This is a genomic window from Paenibacillus mangrovi, assembly GCF_022898935.1.
GTDB classification, from domain to species: domain Bacteria; phylum Bacillota; class Bacilli; order Paenibacillales; family Paenibacillaceae; genus Paenibacillus_AQ; species Paenibacillus_AQ mangrovi.
Window position 1 is genome coordinate 1 of the sequence record NZ_JALIRP010000011.1, and the last position, 15335, is coordinate 15335.

General features: G+C 48.1%; 15 protein-coding genes, 16 tRNA genes and 1 rRNA gene. 30 read left to right on the forward strand and 2 right to left on the reverse strand.

Going from position 1 to position 15335, the window contains the following annotated elements:
• The 25 genes from MUG84_RS21675 to MUG84_RS21795 form a co-directional block, all read left to right on the forward strand.
• Positions 1 to 225: ribosomal RNA gene (locus MUG84_RS21675) — 23S ribosomal RNA — on the forward strand; the annotation flags it as partial.
• Between the two features lie 132 nt (positions 226 to 357).
• Positions 358 to 433: transfer RNA gene (locus MUG84_RS21680), tRNA-Asn, on the forward strand.
• A 4-nt stretch (positions 434 to 437) separates the two neighbouring features.
• Positions 438 to 529: transfer RNA gene (locus tag MUG84_RS21685), tRNA-Ser, on the forward strand.
• Positions 530 to 552: 23 nt separating this feature from the next.
• Positions 553 to 627: transfer RNA gene (locus MUG84_RS21690), tRNA-Glu, on the forward strand.
• A gap of 21 nt (positions 628 to 648) precedes the next feature.
• A tRNA-Val gene (locus MUG84_RS21695) sits at positions 649 to 724 on the forward strand.
• Positions 725 to 744: 20 nt separating this feature from the next.
• A tRNA-Met gene (locus tag MUG84_RS21700) sits at positions 745 to 818 on the forward strand.
• A gap of 29 nt (positions 819 to 847) precedes the next feature.
• Positions 848 to 924 (forward strand) — tRNA-Asp (locus MUG84_RS21705).
• A gap of 170 nt (positions 925 to 1094) precedes the next feature.
• Positions 1095 to 1170: transfer RNA gene (locus MUG84_RS21710), tRNA-Phe, on the forward strand.
• 20 nt (positions 1171 to 1190) lie between these two features.
• Positions 1191 to 1266, forward strand: a tRNA-Thr gene (locus tag MUG84_RS21715).
• 4 nt (positions 1267 to 1270) lie between these two features.
• Positions 1271 to 1355, forward strand: a tRNA-Tyr gene (locus MUG84_RS21720).
• 6 nt (positions 1356 to 1361) lie between these two features.
• Positions 1362 to 1435, forward strand: a tRNA-Trp gene (locus tag MUG84_RS21725).
• A 34-nt stretch (positions 1436 to 1469) separates the two neighbouring features.
• A tRNA-His gene (locus MUG84_RS21730) sits at positions 1470 to 1545 on the forward strand.
• A 16-nt stretch (positions 1546 to 1561) separates the two neighbouring features.
• Positions 1562 to 1636, forward strand: a tRNA-Gln gene (locus tag MUG84_RS21735).
• A 5-nt stretch (positions 1637 to 1641) separates the two neighbouring features.
• Positions 1642 to 1716 (forward strand) — tRNA-Gly (locus MUG84_RS21740).
• A gap of 10 nt (positions 1717 to 1726) precedes the next feature.
• Positions 1727 to 1800 (forward strand) — tRNA-Cys (locus MUG84_RS21745).
• A gap of 14 nt (positions 1801 to 1814) precedes the next feature.
• Positions 1815 to 1888, forward strand: a tRNA-Arg gene (locus MUG84_RS21750).
• 14 nt (positions 1889 to 1902) lie between these two features.
• Positions 1903 to 1985: transfer RNA gene (locus MUG84_RS21755), tRNA-Leu, on the forward strand.
• A 202-nt stretch (positions 1986 to 2187) separates the two neighbouring features.
• Entirely contained in the window at positions 2188 to 3390 is a 1203-nt protein-coding gene (locus tag MUG84_RS21760) for an SLC45 family MFS transporter (RefSeq protein ID WP_244728882.1), read from the forward strand.
• 398 nt (positions 3391 to 3788) lie between these two features.
• On the forward strand, positions 3789 to 4085 hold the full coding sequence (locus MUG84_RS21765; protein ID WP_244728884.1) for a hypothetical protein: 297 nt from the start codon (positions 3789 to 3791) through the stop codon (positions 4083 to 4085).
• A gap of 49 nt (positions 4086 to 4134) precedes the next feature.
• The gene (locus MUG84_RS21770; protein ID WP_244728886.1) at positions 4135 to 4812 is read left to right on the forward strand and encodes a PspA/IM30 family protein; all 678 of its coding nucleotides are present in this window, start codon (positions 4135 to 4137) and stop codon (positions 4810 to 4812) included.
• 4 nt (positions 4813 to 4816) lie between these two features.
• Positions 4817 to 5284, forward strand: a complete 468-nt coding sequence (locus tag MUG84_RS21775) for a PspC domain-containing protein (RefSeq protein ID WP_244728888.1) — start codon at positions 4817 to 4819, stop codon at positions 5282 to 5284.
• 3 nt (positions 5285 to 5287) lie between these two features.
• On the forward strand, positions 5288 to 5998 hold the full coding sequence (locus MUG84_RS21780) for a PspA/IM30 family protein (protein ID WP_244728890.1): 711 nt from the start codon (positions 5288 to 5290) through the stop codon (positions 5996 to 5998).
• A gap of 134 nt (positions 5999 to 6132) precedes the next feature.
• Positions 6133 to 6780: a cell wall-active antibiotics response protein LiaF gene (liaF, locus tag MUG84_RS21785; RefSeq protein WP_244728892.1), complete on the forward strand. Its 648-nt coding sequence runs from the start codon at positions 6133 to 6135 to the stop codon at positions 6778 to 6780.
• A gap of 16 nt (positions 6781 to 6796) precedes the next feature.
• Positions 6797 to 7882, forward strand: a complete 1086-nt coding sequence (locus tag MUG84_RS21790; protein WP_244728895.1) for a sensor histidine kinase — start codon at positions 6797 to 6799, stop codon at positions 7880 to 7882.
• Positions 7863 to 8510 (forward strand): response regulator transcription factor, encoded by a 648-nt coding sequence (locus MUG84_RS21795; protein ID WP_244729159.1) that lies wholly within the window; start codon positions 7863 to 7865, stop codon positions 8508 to 8510. Before MUG84_RS21790 ends, MUG84_RS21795 begins: the two co-directional genes overlap by 20 nt.
• A gap of 92 nt (positions 8511 to 8602) precedes the next feature.
• On the opposite strand, the gene MUG84_RS21800 is transcribed toward MUG84_RS21795, so the two are convergent.
• On the reverse strand, positions 8603 to 8968 hold the full coding sequence (locus MUG84_RS21800) for a hypothetical protein (protein WP_244728897.1): 366 nt from the start codon (positions 8966 to 8968) through the stop codon (positions 8603 to 8605).
• Between the two features lie 170 nt (positions 8969 to 9138).
• Between MUG84_RS21800 and MUG84_RS21805 the strand changes: the two genes are divergently transcribed.
• From MUG84_RS21805 to MUG84_RS21815, 3 genes are all read left to right on the forward strand, one after another.
• Entirely contained in the window at positions 9139 to 9894 is a 756-nt protein-coding gene (locus MUG84_RS21805; RefSeq protein WP_244728899.1) for a YwmB family TATA-box binding protein, read from the forward strand.
• 197 nt (positions 9895 to 10091) lie between these two features.
• Complete coding sequence (zwf, locus tag MUG84_RS21810; protein WP_244728901.1) at positions 10092 to 11642, forward strand: glucose-6-phosphate dehydrogenase; 1551 nt, start codon at positions 10092 to 10094, stop codon at positions 11640 to 11642.
• Between the two features lie 127 nt (positions 11643 to 11769).
• The gene (locus MUG84_RS21815; RefSeq protein WP_244728903.1) at positions 11770 to 13353 is read left to right on the forward strand and encodes a peptide chain release factor 3; all 1584 of its coding nucleotides are present in this window, start codon (positions 11770 to 11772) and stop codon (positions 13351 to 13353) included.
• A 58-nt stretch (positions 13354 to 13411) separates the two neighbouring features.
• Here the strand turns inward: MUG84_RS21815 and sspI are convergent, their stop codons facing one another.
• Positions 13412 to 13645, reverse strand: coding sequence for a small acid-soluble spore protein SspI (gene sspI / locus MUG84_RS21820; protein WP_244729161.1), 234 nt, complete (start codon positions 13643 to 13645; stop codon positions 13412 to 13414).
• 129 nt (positions 13646 to 13774) lie between these two features.
• On the opposite strand from sspI, the gene MUG84_RS21825 reads away from it, so the two are divergent.
• On the forward strand, positions 13775 to 14437 hold the full coding sequence (locus tag MUG84_RS21825) for a potassium channel family protein (protein ID WP_244728905.1): 663 nt from the start codon (positions 13775 to 13777) through the stop codon (positions 14435 to 14437).
• A gap of 54 nt (positions 14438 to 14491) precedes the next feature.
• Positions 14492 to 15292: a TrmH family RNA methyltransferase gene (locus MUG84_RS21830; RefSeq protein ID WP_244728908.1), complete on the forward strand. Its 801-nt coding sequence runs from the start codon at positions 14492 to 14494 to the stop codon at positions 15290 to 15292.
• The last annotated feature ends 43 nt before the right edge of the window (positions 15293 to 15335 follow it).

Genomic DNA, 15335 nt, shown 5'->3' on the forward strand with positions numbered 1-15335 from the left:
CGGGATGGACGTACCGCTGGTGCACCAGTTGTTCCGCCAGGAGCATGGCTGGGTAGCTACGTACGGAAGGGATAAGCGCTGAAAGCATCTAAGCGTGAAGCCCCCCTCAAGATGAGATTTCCCAATTAGTAAGACCCCTTGAAGACGACGAGGTAGATAGGTTGGAGGTGGAAGTGCAGCAATGCATGGAGCTGACCAATACTAATCGGTCGAGGGCTTATCCTAAAAGTTTTTCGAAGAAAAACTGGCTTCGGAAGCGTTACGCTTTGCATTGGAGCAGCTTCGAAAACAAATTCTAAAACATGCAAATCGTTTCGTATCTAGTTTTCAGGTGATCAAACCTGAATACAATATTGTTCCCTGATAGCTCAGTTGGTAGAGCACTCGACTGTTAATCGAGTTGTCACAGGTTCGAGTCCTGTTCGGGGAGCCATTATGGAGAGGTGTCCGAGTTGGCCGAAGGAGCACGATTGGAAATCGTGTAGGCGCCAAAAGCGTCTCGAGGGTTCGAATCCCTCTCTCTCCGCCATTAATATTCACTTCTTACATTAAGGCCCGTTGGTCAAGGGGTTAAGACACCTCCCTTTCACGGAGGTAACAGGGGTTCGAATCCCCTACGGGTCACCACTATTTAAAACCCATATATATGGAGGCTTAGCTCAGCTGGGAGAGCATCTGCCTTACAAGCAGAGGGTCGGGGGTTCGATCCCCTCAGCCTCCACCATATATACTTTTTATTACTGACGCGGGGTGGAGCAGCCCGGTAGCTCGTCGGGCTCATAACCCGAAGGCCGCAGGTTCAAATCCTGCCCCCGCAATTACTTTCTCAAATAGAAAGTGCCTCTGTGGAACCGTGGTGTAGAGGCCTAACATGCCTGCCTGTCACGCAGGAGATCGCGGGTTCGAATCCCGTCGGTTCCGCCATTCATTTAAAGCTCCAGGGATGAGAATCCGATTATCGGGTTCGTCGGAGCACCAGCTTCGTTAGCACTGCTTCGCAGTCTCGAACGAAGTGAGAGTATCCCGTCGGTTCCGCCATTCTTTTAAAAGCAATTTTTAGTATTTGCACTGATTTGTTATACGTGATATAGTAAGGCTCGGTAGCTCAGTCGGTAGAGCAGAGGACTGAAAATCCTCGTGTCGGCGGTTCGATTCCGTCCCGAGCCACCATGAATTATAAATGCATAAAAGCCGGTGTAGCTCAATTGGTAGAGCAACTGACTTGTAATCAGTAGGTTGGGGGTTCAAGTCCTCTCGCCGGCACCATTATGGAGGCTTAGTGAAGTGGCTAAACACGGCAGACTGTAAATCTGCTCTCTACGAGTTCGGTGGTTCGAATCCATCAGCCTCCACCAGTATTTAGGGGCATAGTTTAAAGGTAGAACAGCGGTCTCCAAAACCGTTAGTGTGGGTTCAATTCCTGCTGCCCCTGCCACATTGTTTTTTGATTTAGTGAAATGTTTGATATGGCGGTCGTGGCGAAGGGGTTAACGCACCGGATTGTGGCTCCGGCATTCGGGGGTTCAAGTCCCCTCGATCGCCCCATTTATTATCAAACTGTTGGGGATTAGCCAAGCGGTAAGGCAACGGACTTTGACTCCGTCATGCATAGGTTCGAATCCTATATCCCCAGCCAGTTACGCGGACGTGGCTCAGCGGTAGAGCATCGCCTTGCCAAGGCGAGGGTCGCGGGTTCGATTCCCGTCGTCCGCTCCAAATATTTTATGGCGCCATAGCCAAGTGGTAAGGCACAGCTCTGCAAAAGCTTTATCCCCAGTTCAAATCTGGGTGGCGCCTCCATTATAACTAAATATGCGCCCTTAGCTCAGCTGGATAGAGCGTTTGACTACGAATCAAAAGGTCAGGAGTTCGAATCTCTTAGGGCGCGTATTATTTTTACTTGCTGGTGTGGCGGAATGGCAGACGCGGCGGACTCAAAATCCGCTTCCGGCGACGGAGTGGGGGTTCAAGTCCCTTCACCAGCATTAAATGAAAAACTCTTTATCTGATTATCAGATGAAGAGTTTTTTTTGCATTATACATACTAATACACATGTTTTATCACATATTCGAATCAGAATAGAAAATTTACACACCGTTAATGAAAGTAAAAAAATAATGAGCGATATGAAAATAAACATATTGTATAATAATGGAAACATCATCACTGAATGGGGGCTATCCTTCATGAGGAAAACATGGCTGCTTGGATTCGGATTTTTCAGTATTAGTATCACTTGGGCCTTATATAATGCGTTCGTACCTTATTTTTTGGATTCATATCTGCAGAAGACATCTTTGATTGGTTTCATGATGACGATCGATAATTACTTTGCTCTGTTTTTGCAGCCTTGGATTGGTAACCTGAGTGATAAGACAAATACCCGCTTCGGCAAGCGGATGCCGTATCTCATGTTGGGGATGCCTCTTGCGGCAATGTTTGTGATTTTGATTCCGTTACATACGAGTTTTATTACCCTCATCTTATTTATGATGCTGATGAACCTTTCCATGAGCGTATACAGATCTCCTACCGTTGCATTAATGCCGGATATTACTCCAGACAGCCAACGGACAAAGGCAAACGGGATTATTAACTTCATGGGCGGTGTGGGAGGCATCTTGGCTTTCGGAGCCGGTTCGATTTTGTATAATGTCAATCCGAGCTTTCCTTTTCTGGCAGCCGCTGCGATCATTTTGATTTCCCTATGGATATTAGTACGTTCTATTAAAGAGAAGAGAGATGTCATTGTTTCGGTACCCGTGGAGAAGCAGCCCAAAATCAAGCTGAAGCGTGAGCTGGACCGTACGACAGTGCTGCTGCTCACGGCGATCTTTTTCTGGTTTGTATCCTACCAAGGGGTGGAGGCTCTCTTTACACTATACGGGAAGCACCACATGGGATTAACGGAACAAGCTTCGGCGTTCTCGCTCACATTCTTTTCCCTGTTCTTTGTATTGTTTGCGATTCCAAGCGGCTGGCTCGGCAAGCGGTACGGTAAAAGGAAAATCATCATCGCCGGCGTCATAGGATTATTCATTGTGTTTGCTGCCATTCCCCTCGCAAAGACGGTACTTATGCTTCGGATCCTGCTGGCGCTGGGCGGTATGTGTTGGGCTTTGATTAATATCAACTCCTATCCATTTGTCGTCTCCATCGGGAGCGAAACAAGCATCGGCACACGCACAGGGCTGTACTATCTGGTCTCCTCATTGGCAGCAATTGCTTCGCCGCCGCTTCTTGGTCTCATCATCGACAACTTCGGATATGGCTCTTTGTTCGTTTATGCTTCCGCCGGCATGCTGCTCGCACTTTTATTCATCACGATGGTCAAACATGATGGCAAAAGTGAAGCTGTACAGGAGAAGTCTGTGGAAGCAAGCGTTTAATGGTATCTAGAAAGCACAGAAGTGGCATAGCAGCAATAAGCAGAGCGCCCGGATGACATCCGGCGCTCTTTTTTTGCTAGTTTACAGCAAGCCGAACATTTCACTAATCGCAAAGGAGTGTATTGCGCAGACTTCCTCTAGAGGGGGTTGGTTTCTTGGGAAGTGCATCGATGGACGTTTTACTTGAGAAGAGGAGCGACGATCCCAGTGTCTCCACAGATGAAGGTTATATCACTCAGAGTAGAGGCATAGGGAATAAATGCAGGATAGCCTTAGGTCCGAAAAGCTCCCCGACTAAGGTCTAGGATGAAAAACCGTCTGCGGTCTGTTTTGGAAAAAGGCCGAACCACCTAAAATAAAGACATAAGGTTGATGCAATGAAAGGAAGTGAGAAATACATGAAAAACCGTAACAACGGAACAGCCATCGTATTGATTGTAGTTGGGGCTTTGATGCTCTTTGGATTATTCGCCCCGCTATTTGGTAAACTGATGGGTCTGCTCTTCCCGATTCTGATGGTTGCCCTTGGTTACTACGGAATCCGCAGAGGTAGAGTGCTGATCGGTACCATTATCCTAGCGTTTGGTGCGTTTTCCCTCCTGGCGAAACTGTCCTGGTTCATCGCACCGCTGCTCGGAATCGCGTTGGTGATTTTCGGAATCTCCCTTCTGAAGGGAAAGAAAAATTACTACTAACATAAATCACATTCTAGAAGAAAAAACGAATAAGGAGGGACTACACGAGATGAGTGTTTTTCGTCGGGTACGTGATATCACCGCAGCAAATTTAAATGAACGTTTAGAGCAAAGCCAGGATCCGGTGCGATTAATTGATCAGTTTCTGGCCACTACACGGGACGACATCGTTGAAGCTGAGAAGCTTGTGCAGCAGTCCACAGCACATATGAGACAGCTGAAGCAGCAGGCTGACCAGGCTGAAATGATGAAAAACAAACGTGAAGAGCAAGCGCTACTGGCTTTGAAGGCTGGAGAGGATAATCTCGCCAAGCTGGCTTTGCAGGAAAAGATTATTTATGAAGAAAAGCTGGAACAGTACAGCGAGTTGCTAAATACAACAAGAAATTCTATGGTGGATTTGGAAAACCAGCTGAATGAGTTGAAGATGGAATACCAAACGGTATATAACAAGCGCCAATACTATGCAGCACGCATGGAGACGCTTCGGCTCCAGCAGCGCATGAACCAGCGGATGGAAGGATACGGAAGCGGTCAGGATGTTCCTAAAATGTTCAACCGCCTCGAAGACCGGATCTCCGATTGGGAGTTCGAAGCTCAAAGCCTGCGTGATCTGCGTCGTATGGGTCAACAATACGTAGATCAGGCCAGTGAAACGGTATCGGGCATTTTGGAAAAGGAACTGGCCCGTTTGAAACAAAAGCTGAACAACAGCGGAAAGGAGTAATATCATGAGAAAACTCTACCGTTCGCGGCGAGATAAGATGGTAACTGGGCTTTGCGGCGGACTGTCGGAGATGGTGGGCATTGATTCAACGCTGCTGCGAATTCTGTTAGTCATCACTGCTTTCTTCAGCTGTGGAACCACGCTGTTCTTCTATTTCGTCGCATCTCTGGTTGTTCCGAAAGAGCCTTTACCTCCATATAATCCATATGGTCCCGGACCAGGCGGTTATTATGGCGGTCAGCCAGGAAACCACGGCAGTTATTATGGAGGAAACGGCAGCTATAGCGGCCCATCCTTTGATCCAAGAAGTAAATATAACGACCAATCATTTGGCAGCAGACCTACTGGAGGGTTATCCTCCCAGTCATCCAATCTGGATGCCATGATGGAAGATATCGAAAAGAAAGCCATGAAGAAAGAGCTTGAAGATCTGAAGAAAAAACTGTCTGATTATGAGAAGGGAGAAGTGTAAAACATGGGAGTATTTAAAAGACTGAAAGATATGACGAAGGCATCGGTAAATGATTTGCTGGATAAGGTAGAGGATCCAATTGTAATGCTGAATCAGTATCTACGCGATATGGAGGCAGAAATTCACGAGGCTGAGGTGACTGTTGCGAAGCAAATGGCCAACGAACGCCGCATGAAACAGCGTGTGGAAGAAGCTGAGAAAATGTCCGTACAGCGTGAAGCTCAAGCCGAGCTGGCTCTGAAGAACGGACAGGAGGAAGTAGCCCGTAAGCTTCTCGAAGAGAAAATCTACTTCGACCAAAAAATTACCGAATACCGCGACCTGCATATACAGTCCGAGAACCAAGCCAAAGAGTTGGTACAGCAGCTGCATGAAATGAAAGACGAATTCTACAAAATGCGCAACAAACGCAATGAACTGGTGACCCGCGCTCAAATGGCGAAAGCCAAAAAGCAAATGTCCCAAATCAACAGCCTGCACACGATCGAAAGCGGCAGCGCATCCCTTGGATTCCACCGTATGGAAGAAAAAATCATGCAAATGGAAGCTGAAGCTGATGTTATGCGAGCCCCTTACCGTCCGACAGCAAGCACAGCAAGTACATTCACAAATCCGGTAGACGCTGAAAAGCAATTGAAGGTGGAAGAGCAGCTTAACGCTTTGAAAAACAAAATGAACCCTTCAAGCGGCGCTTCCAAAACAACGAAAGAATAAGTATTTACAGCACTGGACAATATGATATGCTATATAGAATGAAAAGAGGAAAGCCATACTGGTGTGATACCCGCACCATATGGCTTTTCCGACCTTTACTATAAACGTGTTCAGACATCACAAGGAGGTGCGGCATGGAAAAAAGAAATCGAATCATTGCGCTTATACTTATCGGCGTGGGCCTGCTCATGCTGGTCGGCAGGTGGGTCGGCTTCTTTACCATTGTCGCACTCTTGTTTTTGTTGATGGGCATTTATACAATCCGCGAAGGAAAAGTAAAAAGAGGCTACCGCCTGCTCGCCGTCGGCGCAATTTTGCTGCTGCTAGACCATCTGATGATGGTGCTCGGGATCGCGCTGCTTTCTCTTGGATTCTTTTTTATAAAGGCGAAGAAGGTTCAGCCGAAGGAAAGCTTTGTACAGAAGCAAAATTTTTCCTCCCATTTTGACTGGGACCAGCAGCCTTGGGTGATGCGCAGCATGAGTGTGTGGCATGTGCTTGGAGAAGCGGATTTAGATCTGACGCTGGCGATTCCAGAAGATAAACATACCGTGATGATGTTCCAGGGAATTATGGGCGATATGGATCTGAATATTCCGGAATATTACGGTGTGGAAATTGAGGCGTTTGTGCTGTTCGGTTCCATTGATTTTCGAGGACACCGGGATAATGGCATGATGAACCGTTTGAGCTGGAAATCACCGAATTATGATACCAGTGATCAAAAAGTGAAGTTCATCGTTTCGTATCTTATTGGAGATTTAGACATTAACATATCATAGAAAAGGGGTTCCCCGCATGAATACAAAAAAGCCGGCTAATATGGTCTCCCGGAGCATGGGCGAGGGGGCCCTTCTTTCATTTATACTGCTTCTAATTATTTTTTATGTTTTGTATACATATGGTTATTTAGCACCGTTTGATTCTTGGAAGAGAGTCGTGCAGGCAGTAACAACGCTGATTCTCGTTCCGGTGGGTATTGGAGCCGTGTATGGCTTTTATCAGAGCTACCGGACGAAATGGAGACTGGAAATGCTGCGGGATACGCTGCTTTCCTGGGAAAAGGGAAATCTGTCGAAAGATGTTCCGGAGCTTGGAGTGGACGAAGTGGGACGGCTTGGCGAGCAGCTGGGACGGATTAGCAAAAAATGGGAGGAACAGGTCACTTCGCTGCAGCGTTTGTCTACCAACAACGCTCAGCTTGCTGAGCAGGCCAGGGTGTCTGCGATTGTGGAGGAGCGGCAGCGCCTTGCGCGGGAACTGCATGATGCGGTATCTCAGCAACTGTTCGCCATTTCCATGACAGCTACTGCCGTAGGAAGAACGCTGGTGAAGGATTTTGATAAGGCACAGCGGCAGGTCGCTCTGATTGAGGAGATGGCCGCTGTGGCGCAGTCGGAGATGAGGGCGCTTCTGCTTCATCTCCGGCCGGTGTACCTGGAAGGGAAGCCGCTTGAGCAGGGCTTGAAAGAGCTGATTAAAGAGCTTAAGGTTAAAGTACCGATGGATATCGTGTTTGAAATGGATGAAGGCATTTATCTGATGAAAGGGATCGAGAATCATCTATTCCGGATCATTCAAGAGTCGATGTCGAATACGCTACGGCATGCTAAGGCGGAAAAAATGGAAATCCGCATCCATCAGAAGCAGGATACCGTATGGGTCATGCTGCGAGATAATGGCCAAGGTTTTGAACTGGATGAGAAAAAGCAAACCTCTTACGGCCTTTCGAATATGCAGGAACGGGTGAATGAAATTGGCGGTTCAATTCAATTCATTACAGCCCCTGGCAAAGGGACACGAATTGAAATTACGATTCCAATCGTAAATGAAGATAAGGGAGGGGATGAGGACCATGGAGGACATGGAAAAGCCGGAAATTAAGGTGCTGCTCGTAGACGATCACGAGATGGTACGCATCGGTCTGGCAGCCGTGCTGGGTACGGAGGATGGAATAGAAGTCGTCGGAGAAGCCGGTAGCGGCGAGGAAGGCATCCGCTTGGCGCGTGAATATAAGCCTGATGTGGTGCTGATGGATCTGGTCATGGATGGCATGGACGGCATCGAAGCCACAAGACAGCTGCTCAAGCTGTATCCGGATTGTAAGGTTATTGTGCTGACCAGTTATTTGGATGACGAGAAAATGTATCCAGTCATCGAGGCCGGTGCCTTCAGCTATCTGCTCAAAACATCCAGAGCAAGCGAAATAGCGGAGGCGATCCGCGCTGCGGCACGCGGGCAGTCTGTTCTCGAATCTCAAGTCGCATCGAAAATGATGAACCGGTTCCGACATGCGGAAACCGAAGCTCCAGCCCATAAGGAGCTCACTGAGCGGGAAATGGATGTGCTGCGCTTGCTCGCCCAGGGCAAGTCCAATCAGGAAATCGCCGATGACCTGATCATTGGCATTAAGACAGTCAAGTTTCATGTAACGAATATTTTGGCGAAATTAGGCGTGGATGATCGGACCCAGGCGGCAATATATGCTTATAAGAACGGTCTTGCCGAATAAAAATAGCGTTTCTCATCAAAAAATGCACCCTTGCGTGAACAGCCATAGACGATCCCCTTTAAGGCGTCTGGCTGCAGCAGGGTGCATTTGTATTAGATCAGGAAGAGAAAGGCTAACAAACCAAGGCTGAGCGCCAGTGCCCCAAAGCCATAACCGTATCCATATCCATATCCATAGGGCGGGTATCCGTAGTAGGGGTATCCATATGGAGGATACAATGCGCGAACTTGAGCTTTAGGGGCAGGTTTTTTGTTTTTGGAGGCGCTTGGACGTTTCTTGTTAGGCTTAACATTTGCAGCGTGCAGGGCTGTATCATCATCACCATTCAATATGATATGACCATCTTTGCAATGCGTTAATTTTCCGATATAGGTTCTGCCATCATGCAGACATGCGAGTACCATTTTACCACGATGCTTTAATATATTATCAGTTGTCAGGGGGTAAATAGGGATCATGTAAAAGTCAATCCTCCCTCTACTATAGTTTGTTATCAATGTATTCAGATGTAGGCTAACGTGATATGGTTATTCACCCATTTATCCGCTGCCGCACATAGGTATAGAAATCTCTGAACCTGGACATTCTTTTTAGTAGATTGATAGTTTGGTTCTGGGGGATGGATGGAATGAAAGCAGCTGCTAAATGGTTCGGGGTGTTTCTGATTCTCATGACGGTACTTGGATATGCGTGGGCTCATTTTTGGGATGGAATGACGAAAGCAGAAGCCAAGAAGGTAAGTGAGCTGCAAACCCTGCTGGAACTCGGGAATCAAGTGGTGGATCACCCTCAGCGTGTGGTAGTCAAATGGCAGGGAGCATGGGAAGGCGCGGGTGAAAAAGATGCTGAAGCCGCCGCCAAGAAGCTAACCCAGGCGCTGGAGCTACCGCCAATGGATCAGTTAACGGAGAATGGGCATAAAACATATAGGGTCATTGACCAGAGTAGCGCGGTAAGTGTCCGCTTTCATTGGCAGGAGATATCCGCTGACCAAAGCTACATTATTATTCAACTGGAAGCCGAAAGTCCCGATGATTGGAACATGTTGTCCAATTTGCAGGAGAAGTACGGGGAGAAAATGCGTGATGCCGGGATTGACGCTGAATGGAATGCCTCTCTGCAGGGGAGCTCTAATGATAACATGAATGCTAGATCCACCATGATTCACATTGAAGATGGCCTCAAGAATAAACTGGATGCGGTACAGAAAGAAACATATGCAGATGCCACGACTGTAAGCAATGCTTATCAGGTGCCTTCTTTAACCTCTCGAGTCAGAAGCGGGAGTACATGGCTGAATATGCAGGTGGCTGTCCATGAGGACGAGACAAACGGGAAAAGCCGCGTCACGATTGGGCTTCCGGTGATTACGATTGAATATTAAATGCAGGATACATTTTTAAAATTATGGTTATAATATCTGAGTATTTTTGTAAGAAAACTGATGGCATCATTTTCATGGATATGCTAAAATGACATAACATCATTTTTAAGCTTTGTCATATGCCTGTTGGAGAGCGGGTATTAATTCGTTTTTTTGTATAAAAAATAAACTATACTACATAGGAAAGAATGAGGGCCATGGCTGAAAATCAAAATTTAGAATCGTTGCAAACACCAGGCGCTGTATTTTTTATTTTCGGTGCAACAGGAGATTTGGCTAAACGTAAGTTGTTTCCGGCAATCTATAGCTTATACCGTGAAGGAAAACTGGCTGAGGATTTTGCCGTGATCGGCGTGGCGCGGCGTCCGCGTACACAGGAAGAATTTCGTGAGGATGTATACAACTCCATTCAGGAATTTTGCCGGTACAAGGTGAAGGATAACGAAGAATTTAAATCCTTTGCCCAGCATTTTGAATATAAATCCCTGGATATCAACAATGTGGACGGCTTCCGCGAGCTGGATGAACAAACGAAAGTTCTGGAAGAACGTTTCCATATCCCAGGTAACCGTATTTTCTACTTGGCACTGGCTCCTGAGCTATTCGGCAGCGTGTCCTTTAACCTGAAAAAGGGCGGTATGCTCGAAGGCGCTGGCTGGAAGCGTCTCGTGATCGAGAAGCCTTTCGGTTACGATCTGAAATCGGCTGAAGAGCTGAATGAACAAATCCGTCAGGTGTTCAAGGAAGAAGAGATTTACCGGATTGACCATTACCTCGGCAAGGAAATGGTACAAAATATCGAAGTGATCCGTTTCGCGAATGCGTTCTTTGAACCCCTCTGGAACAACAAGCATATTGCGAACATTCAAATTACCCTCAGTGAGACCGTTGGCGTCGAGGAACGCGGCGGATATTACGATCATGCAGGTGCGCTGCGCGACATGGGACAAAACCACATGCTGCAAATGCTCACCATGGTGGCTATGGAGCCACCAAGCCGTCTGTTGCCGGAAGATATCCGAGATGAAAAGGTGAAAGTACTTCGCTCGCTCCGTCCTTATTCAAACGCGGAAGAAGTGAAGAACAACGTCGTGCGCGGACAGTACGTACAGGGCAGCTCGCGCGGTCGCGATTTACCGGCTTACCGCGATGAAGATAAAGTAGATCCGCAGTCGAGTACCGAAACGTATTTTATGGCTCGCGTGTTCGTGGACAATTTCCGCTGGGCGGGCGTACCGTTCTACATTCGAACAGGCAAGAGGCTGCCGGTCAAAACAACTGAAGTCGTGGTTGAATTCAAAAATATGCCGAATAATGTATATCTCGGACAAAAGCATAATCTTGAGCCGAACCTGCTCGTGATCCGGGTGAATCCGATGGAAGGCATTTACGTGAAGATCAATGCCAAGAAACTGGGCTCTGAATCAGAAATCGAGCCGCTTGCAATGGATTTCTGCCAAAGTTGTATGGTGGGCATCAATTCGCCTGAAGCTTACGAACGGCTGCTGCATGATGCCGCACGCGGCGATTCAACCTACTTTACACGTTGGGACGAAGTCGCCTCCGCCTGGTCTTTCGTTGACCGCATTGCAGAGGCTTGGAGACAGGATGCAGAAGGTCCTTGCCACTACCCTGCAGGGTCATGGGGTCCAAAAGAAGCTGATCAACTACTTGAAGAGAATGGCTTCCACTGGTGGCCTGTTAATGGTCAGGATGAAGACAACGTGGTATGGCAGTTGAGTAAATAATTATTTTTCCCTAAACAATCATAGCCAGAAAAATTATCATCCTCATGCAGCTTTTGCATGGGGGTGATTTGCGTATGGAATGTGGTACAATAATAGACATGACTTTAGTGATGAAGGGAATAGTGAAATGAGCAAAGGGACAGATCAGGTCTTGCAGCAGGAAGTCGATAAGCGGAGAACATTCGCCATCATCTCCCACCCGGATGCGGGTAAAACGACTTTGACGGAAAAGCTGCTGCTGTTCGGGGGAGCGATCCGGTTAGCCGGTACCGTTAAAGCCCGTAAAGCCAGCAAGCACGCAACAAGTGACTGGATGGAAATCGAAAAACAGCGGGGGATCTCGGTAACTTCCTCCGTGATGCAGTTTGACTATATGGGACATCGCATTAACATTCTGGATACACCAGGCCACCAGGACTTCAGTGAAGATACCTACCGTACGTTAACAGCTGCCGACGCAGCAGTCATGTTGATCGACGTGGCGAAAGGTGTCGAAGCACAGACAATCAAGCTGTTCCAGGTGTGTGCGAAGCGCGGGATTCCGATTTTTACGTTCATCAACAAATTGGACCGTGAAGGACGCAATCCGTTTGAGCTGATGGAAGAGCTTGAGCAGGTGCTTGGCATCCGTTCGGTGCCTATGAACTGGCCTATTGGTACAGGGCGCGATCTGTGCGGTGTTTATGACCGGATGAAAAATCAGGTGGAGCTGTTCCAAGGCAATGATCATTCCACGATTGAGGTGCAAAAGGTCGAGGATTACAATGATCCGATCATTCGTGAAATGGCCGGAGAATACCTGCATGACCAGCTGTGCCAGGATCTTGAGCTCCTGGATGTCGCAGGCGATCCTTTTGATATGGAAAAGGTTTTGAAGGGCGAACTTACGCCAGTCTTCTTCGGAAGTGCCATCAACAACTTCGGCGTGCAGACGTTCCTTGAGAACTTCCTGCAGCTTGCACCGAAGCCACAGCCGCGCAGCAGCACCGCCGGACAGATTGCGCCTTCAGACGAGAAATTCTCCGGATACGTCTTCAAAATCCAGGCGAACATGAACCCGGCGCACCGCGACCGGATTGCCTTCATGCGGATCGTATCGGGTAAATTCCAGCGTGGAATGAGCGTTAAGCATATACGTGCCGGCAAGGATATCAAGCTGTCGCAGCCGCAACAGTTTCTGGCACAGGACCGGGATATCGTCGAAGAGGCTTATCCGGGTGATATTATCGGTTTGTTCGACCCGGGCATTTTCCGGATAGGGGATTCGCTCAGCCAGGGAAGTGAAGTGGTATTTGACGAGCTGCCGACATTCTCGCCGGAGATTTTTGCCAAGGTGACGGTCAAGAATGCGCTCAAGCATAAGCAGTACCAGAAGGGGATTGACCAGCTGACTGAGGAAGGAACCATTCAGGTGTTCCGTACCGTTGGCTTCGAGGATACGATTCTCGGCGTTGTGGGTCAGCTCCAGTTCGAGGTATTTGAATACCGGATGAAAGGCGAATATGGCGTCGACGTGCAGCTTCAGCGGATGCCGTTTCAGTTTGCGCGCTGGATCATCGACAAGGATATCGATCCAAGCAAATTCCGGATCAACTCGACGCTGGTGAAGGATAAGAAAGACAACTATGTTGTCCTGTTCGAAAATGAATATGCCATGCGCACAGCGATGGAGAAAAATCCGAACGCCAAGTTCCTGGATACGGCTCCTTAAGCTGCAGCATCGTCAATAACCCTCCGCGTCTTACGCGGAGGGTTTGTTTTCTTGATGATTAGGTTAGGGAACCGGGAGTCACTGTCTTTAAATGTTCTTGCACGATATGGACCAGTTCATCCTGCTTTGTTTTATCTATGTTTTTCCAGATCATTTCGAAAATAACTCCAAGCCCTGGCAGAGCCTGCTCCGGTCCGTCGACCGAGCCCTCAATCATTTCGCGGAGACCTGCGTCATCGCTGCCATGCACCTTGTGAATGATAGCTTGGCGCAAATCAAGTGTTATCGGCATCATTTTCCCTCCATCCATAAAATTAGGCTACAAGCATAATGTTCCCCATGTCACGTGCCAAAATTCAAGTTTTTCGTGCTCTGTGATATAATAATCAAGATGGACTTCTATAACCCGGGGGGTTAACAAATGGCGAAAAAACAGTACGCCGTCATAGGTATGGGACGCTTCGGATTCAGTGTGGCCAACGCACTCAGCGAAATGGGCTTCGATGTGCTGGCAATTGATTCGAACGAGCAGCGTATCCAGGCGGTTTCCAATATTGTGACACATGCCGTATCCACCGATTCTACGGACGAGGAGGCGCTGCGGGCGCTTGGTATCCGTAATTTCGATGTAGTGGTTGTGGCAATCGGCGAGGATATTCAATCCAGTATTTTAACGACATTGATTTTGAAGGATATCGGCGTGGGGACGATTATCGTCAAAGCGCAAAATGAGCTTCACGGCAAGGTTTTGAACAAAATCGGAGCAGACAAGGTCATTTATCCAGAGCGGGATATGGGCATGCGGGTTGCGCACCATTTGATCTCTCCTAATATTTTGGATTACATTGAAATTTCGGATGATTACAGCATTCTTGAAATGAAGGCTTCAGAGGACATGGTAGGAAAAAACCTCAAGGAGCTGGAAGTACGCGCCCGTTTTGGCTGCAACGTCATGGCGATCAAGCGCGGCAGTAAAATGAACATTTCGCCTTATGCTGATGACCGTCTCGAAGAAGGCGACGTCCTAGTCATCGTAGGTGAAAAAAGTGATTTGACGAAGCTAGAGCTTGCGTATCCGAAGTGAGCCTGTTGTGGGGTATTGTAAGTTCATAAGCATGGCTAAAGAAGGACGGTATTCATGGATATTTTATCACCGCAAAATCCCCGTGTGAAAGAATGGGCACAGCTGCTCGAGAAGAAGCACCGGGACAAGCAGCATAAATATATAATCGAAGGCATTCATCTAGTTCAAGAGGCGCTTCGCTCCGGAGCTGATCTGGAATGCGTGGCGTTTGATGTAGAGCAGGGGATTCCCACTGAACTCTCGCACATGACAGGGGCGGCAGCGGAAGTGGAGTGGATTGGCGTCTCCGCAGCGGTCATTGCCAAATGCTCTGACACTAAAACGCCGCAACCAGTATTTGCAATTGTCAGAAAGCAATCCGCGGATATGGACGTACTGCTGCGGAACAAGAACAGCCTGGTCATCGTCCTTGACGGCGTTCAAGATCCTGGCAACGTAGGCACCATCATCCGAACGGCGGATGCAGCAGGAGCAGACGGTGTGATCGTAGGACGCGGCTCAGCGGATATCTATAATCCGAAAACGATCCGATCCACGATGGGCTCTATTTTTCATCTGCCTGTGGTGGAGGGGGACCTGTTGGAGCTGCTTCCTGAAGCAAAAGAAAGCGGCGTGCGCGTCGTCAGCACAAGCCTGAAGGCGACATCAACCTGCTATGGGTATGACTTTACCGGGCCTTCGTGGCTCCTTGTTGGCAATGAAGCGAAAGGCGTGTCTGAAGCAGCGCAGCAGCTTGTCGATGATTCGCTGATCATTCCGATGAAAGGGCAGGCAGAGTCGCTGAACGTGGCTATGGCTTCAACGGTGATGCTGTTTGAGGCGATGCGGCAGAGGGATTTTAACCAAGGATCATAATGTTCTGAGGAGCTTAATAATTAAAATTCCTCAGACTTACGAG

Bases quoted from the DNA above. Each gene is read 5' to 3' on its own strand.
- MUG84_RS21760 (WP_244728882.1), top strand. From the start codon at position 2,188: ATGAGGAAAACATGGCTGCTTGGATTCGGATTTTTCAGTATTAGTATC.
- liaF (WP_244728892.1), top strand. From the start codon at position 6,133: ATGGAAAAAAGAAATCGAATCATTGCGCTTATACTTATCGGCGTGGGC.
- zwf (WP_244728901.1), top strand. From the start codon at position 10,092: ATGGCTGAAAATCAAAATTTAGAATCGTTGCAAACACCAGGCGCTGTA.
- MUG84_RS21770 (WP_244728886.1), top strand. From the start codon at position 4,135: ATGAGTGTTTTTCGTCGGGTACGTGATATCACCGCAGCAAATTTAAAT.
- MUG84_RS21780 (WP_244728890.1), top strand. From the start codon at position 5,288: ATGGGAGTATTTAAAAGACTGAAAGATATGACGAAGGCATCGGTAAAT.
- MUG84_RS21775 (WP_244728888.1), top strand. From the start codon at position 4,817: ATGAGAAAACTCTACCGTTCGCGGCGAGATAAGATGGTAACTGGGCTT.
- sspI (WP_244729161.1), bottom strand. From the start codon at position 13,645: ATGCCGATAACACTTGATTTGCGCCAAGCTATCATTCACAAGGTGCAT.
- MUG84_RS21790 (WP_244728895.1), top strand. From the start codon at position 6,797: ATGAATACAAAAAAGCCGGCTAATATGGTCTCCCGGAGCATGGGCGAG.
- MUG84_RS21805 (WP_244728899.1), top strand. From the start codon at position 9,139: ATGAAAGCAGCTGCTAAATGGTTCGGGGTGTTTCTGATTCTCATGACG.
- MUG84_RS21815 (WP_244728903.1), top strand. From the start codon at position 11,770: ATGAGCAAAGGGACAGATCAGGTCTTGCAGCAGGAAGTCGATAAGCGG.
- MUG84_RS21830 (WP_244728908.1), top strand. From the start codon at position 14,492: ATGGATATTTTATCACCGCAAAATCCCCGTGTGAAAGAATGGGCACAG.
- MUG84_RS21825 (WP_244728905.1), top strand. From the start codon at position 13,775: ATGGCGAAAAAACAGTACGCCGTCATAGGTATGGGACGCTTCGGATTC.
- MUG84_RS21795 (WP_244729159.1), top strand. From the start codon at position 7,863: ATGGAAAAGCCGGAAATTAAGGTGCTGCTCGTAGACGATCACGAGATG.
- MUG84_RS21765 (WP_244728884.1), top strand. From the start codon at position 3,789: ATGAAAAACCGTAACAACGGAACAGCCATCGTATTGATTGTAGTTGGG.
- MUG84_RS21800 (WP_244728897.1), bottom strand. From the start codon at position 8,968: ATGATCCCTATTTACCCCCTGACAACTGATAATATATTAAAGCATCGT.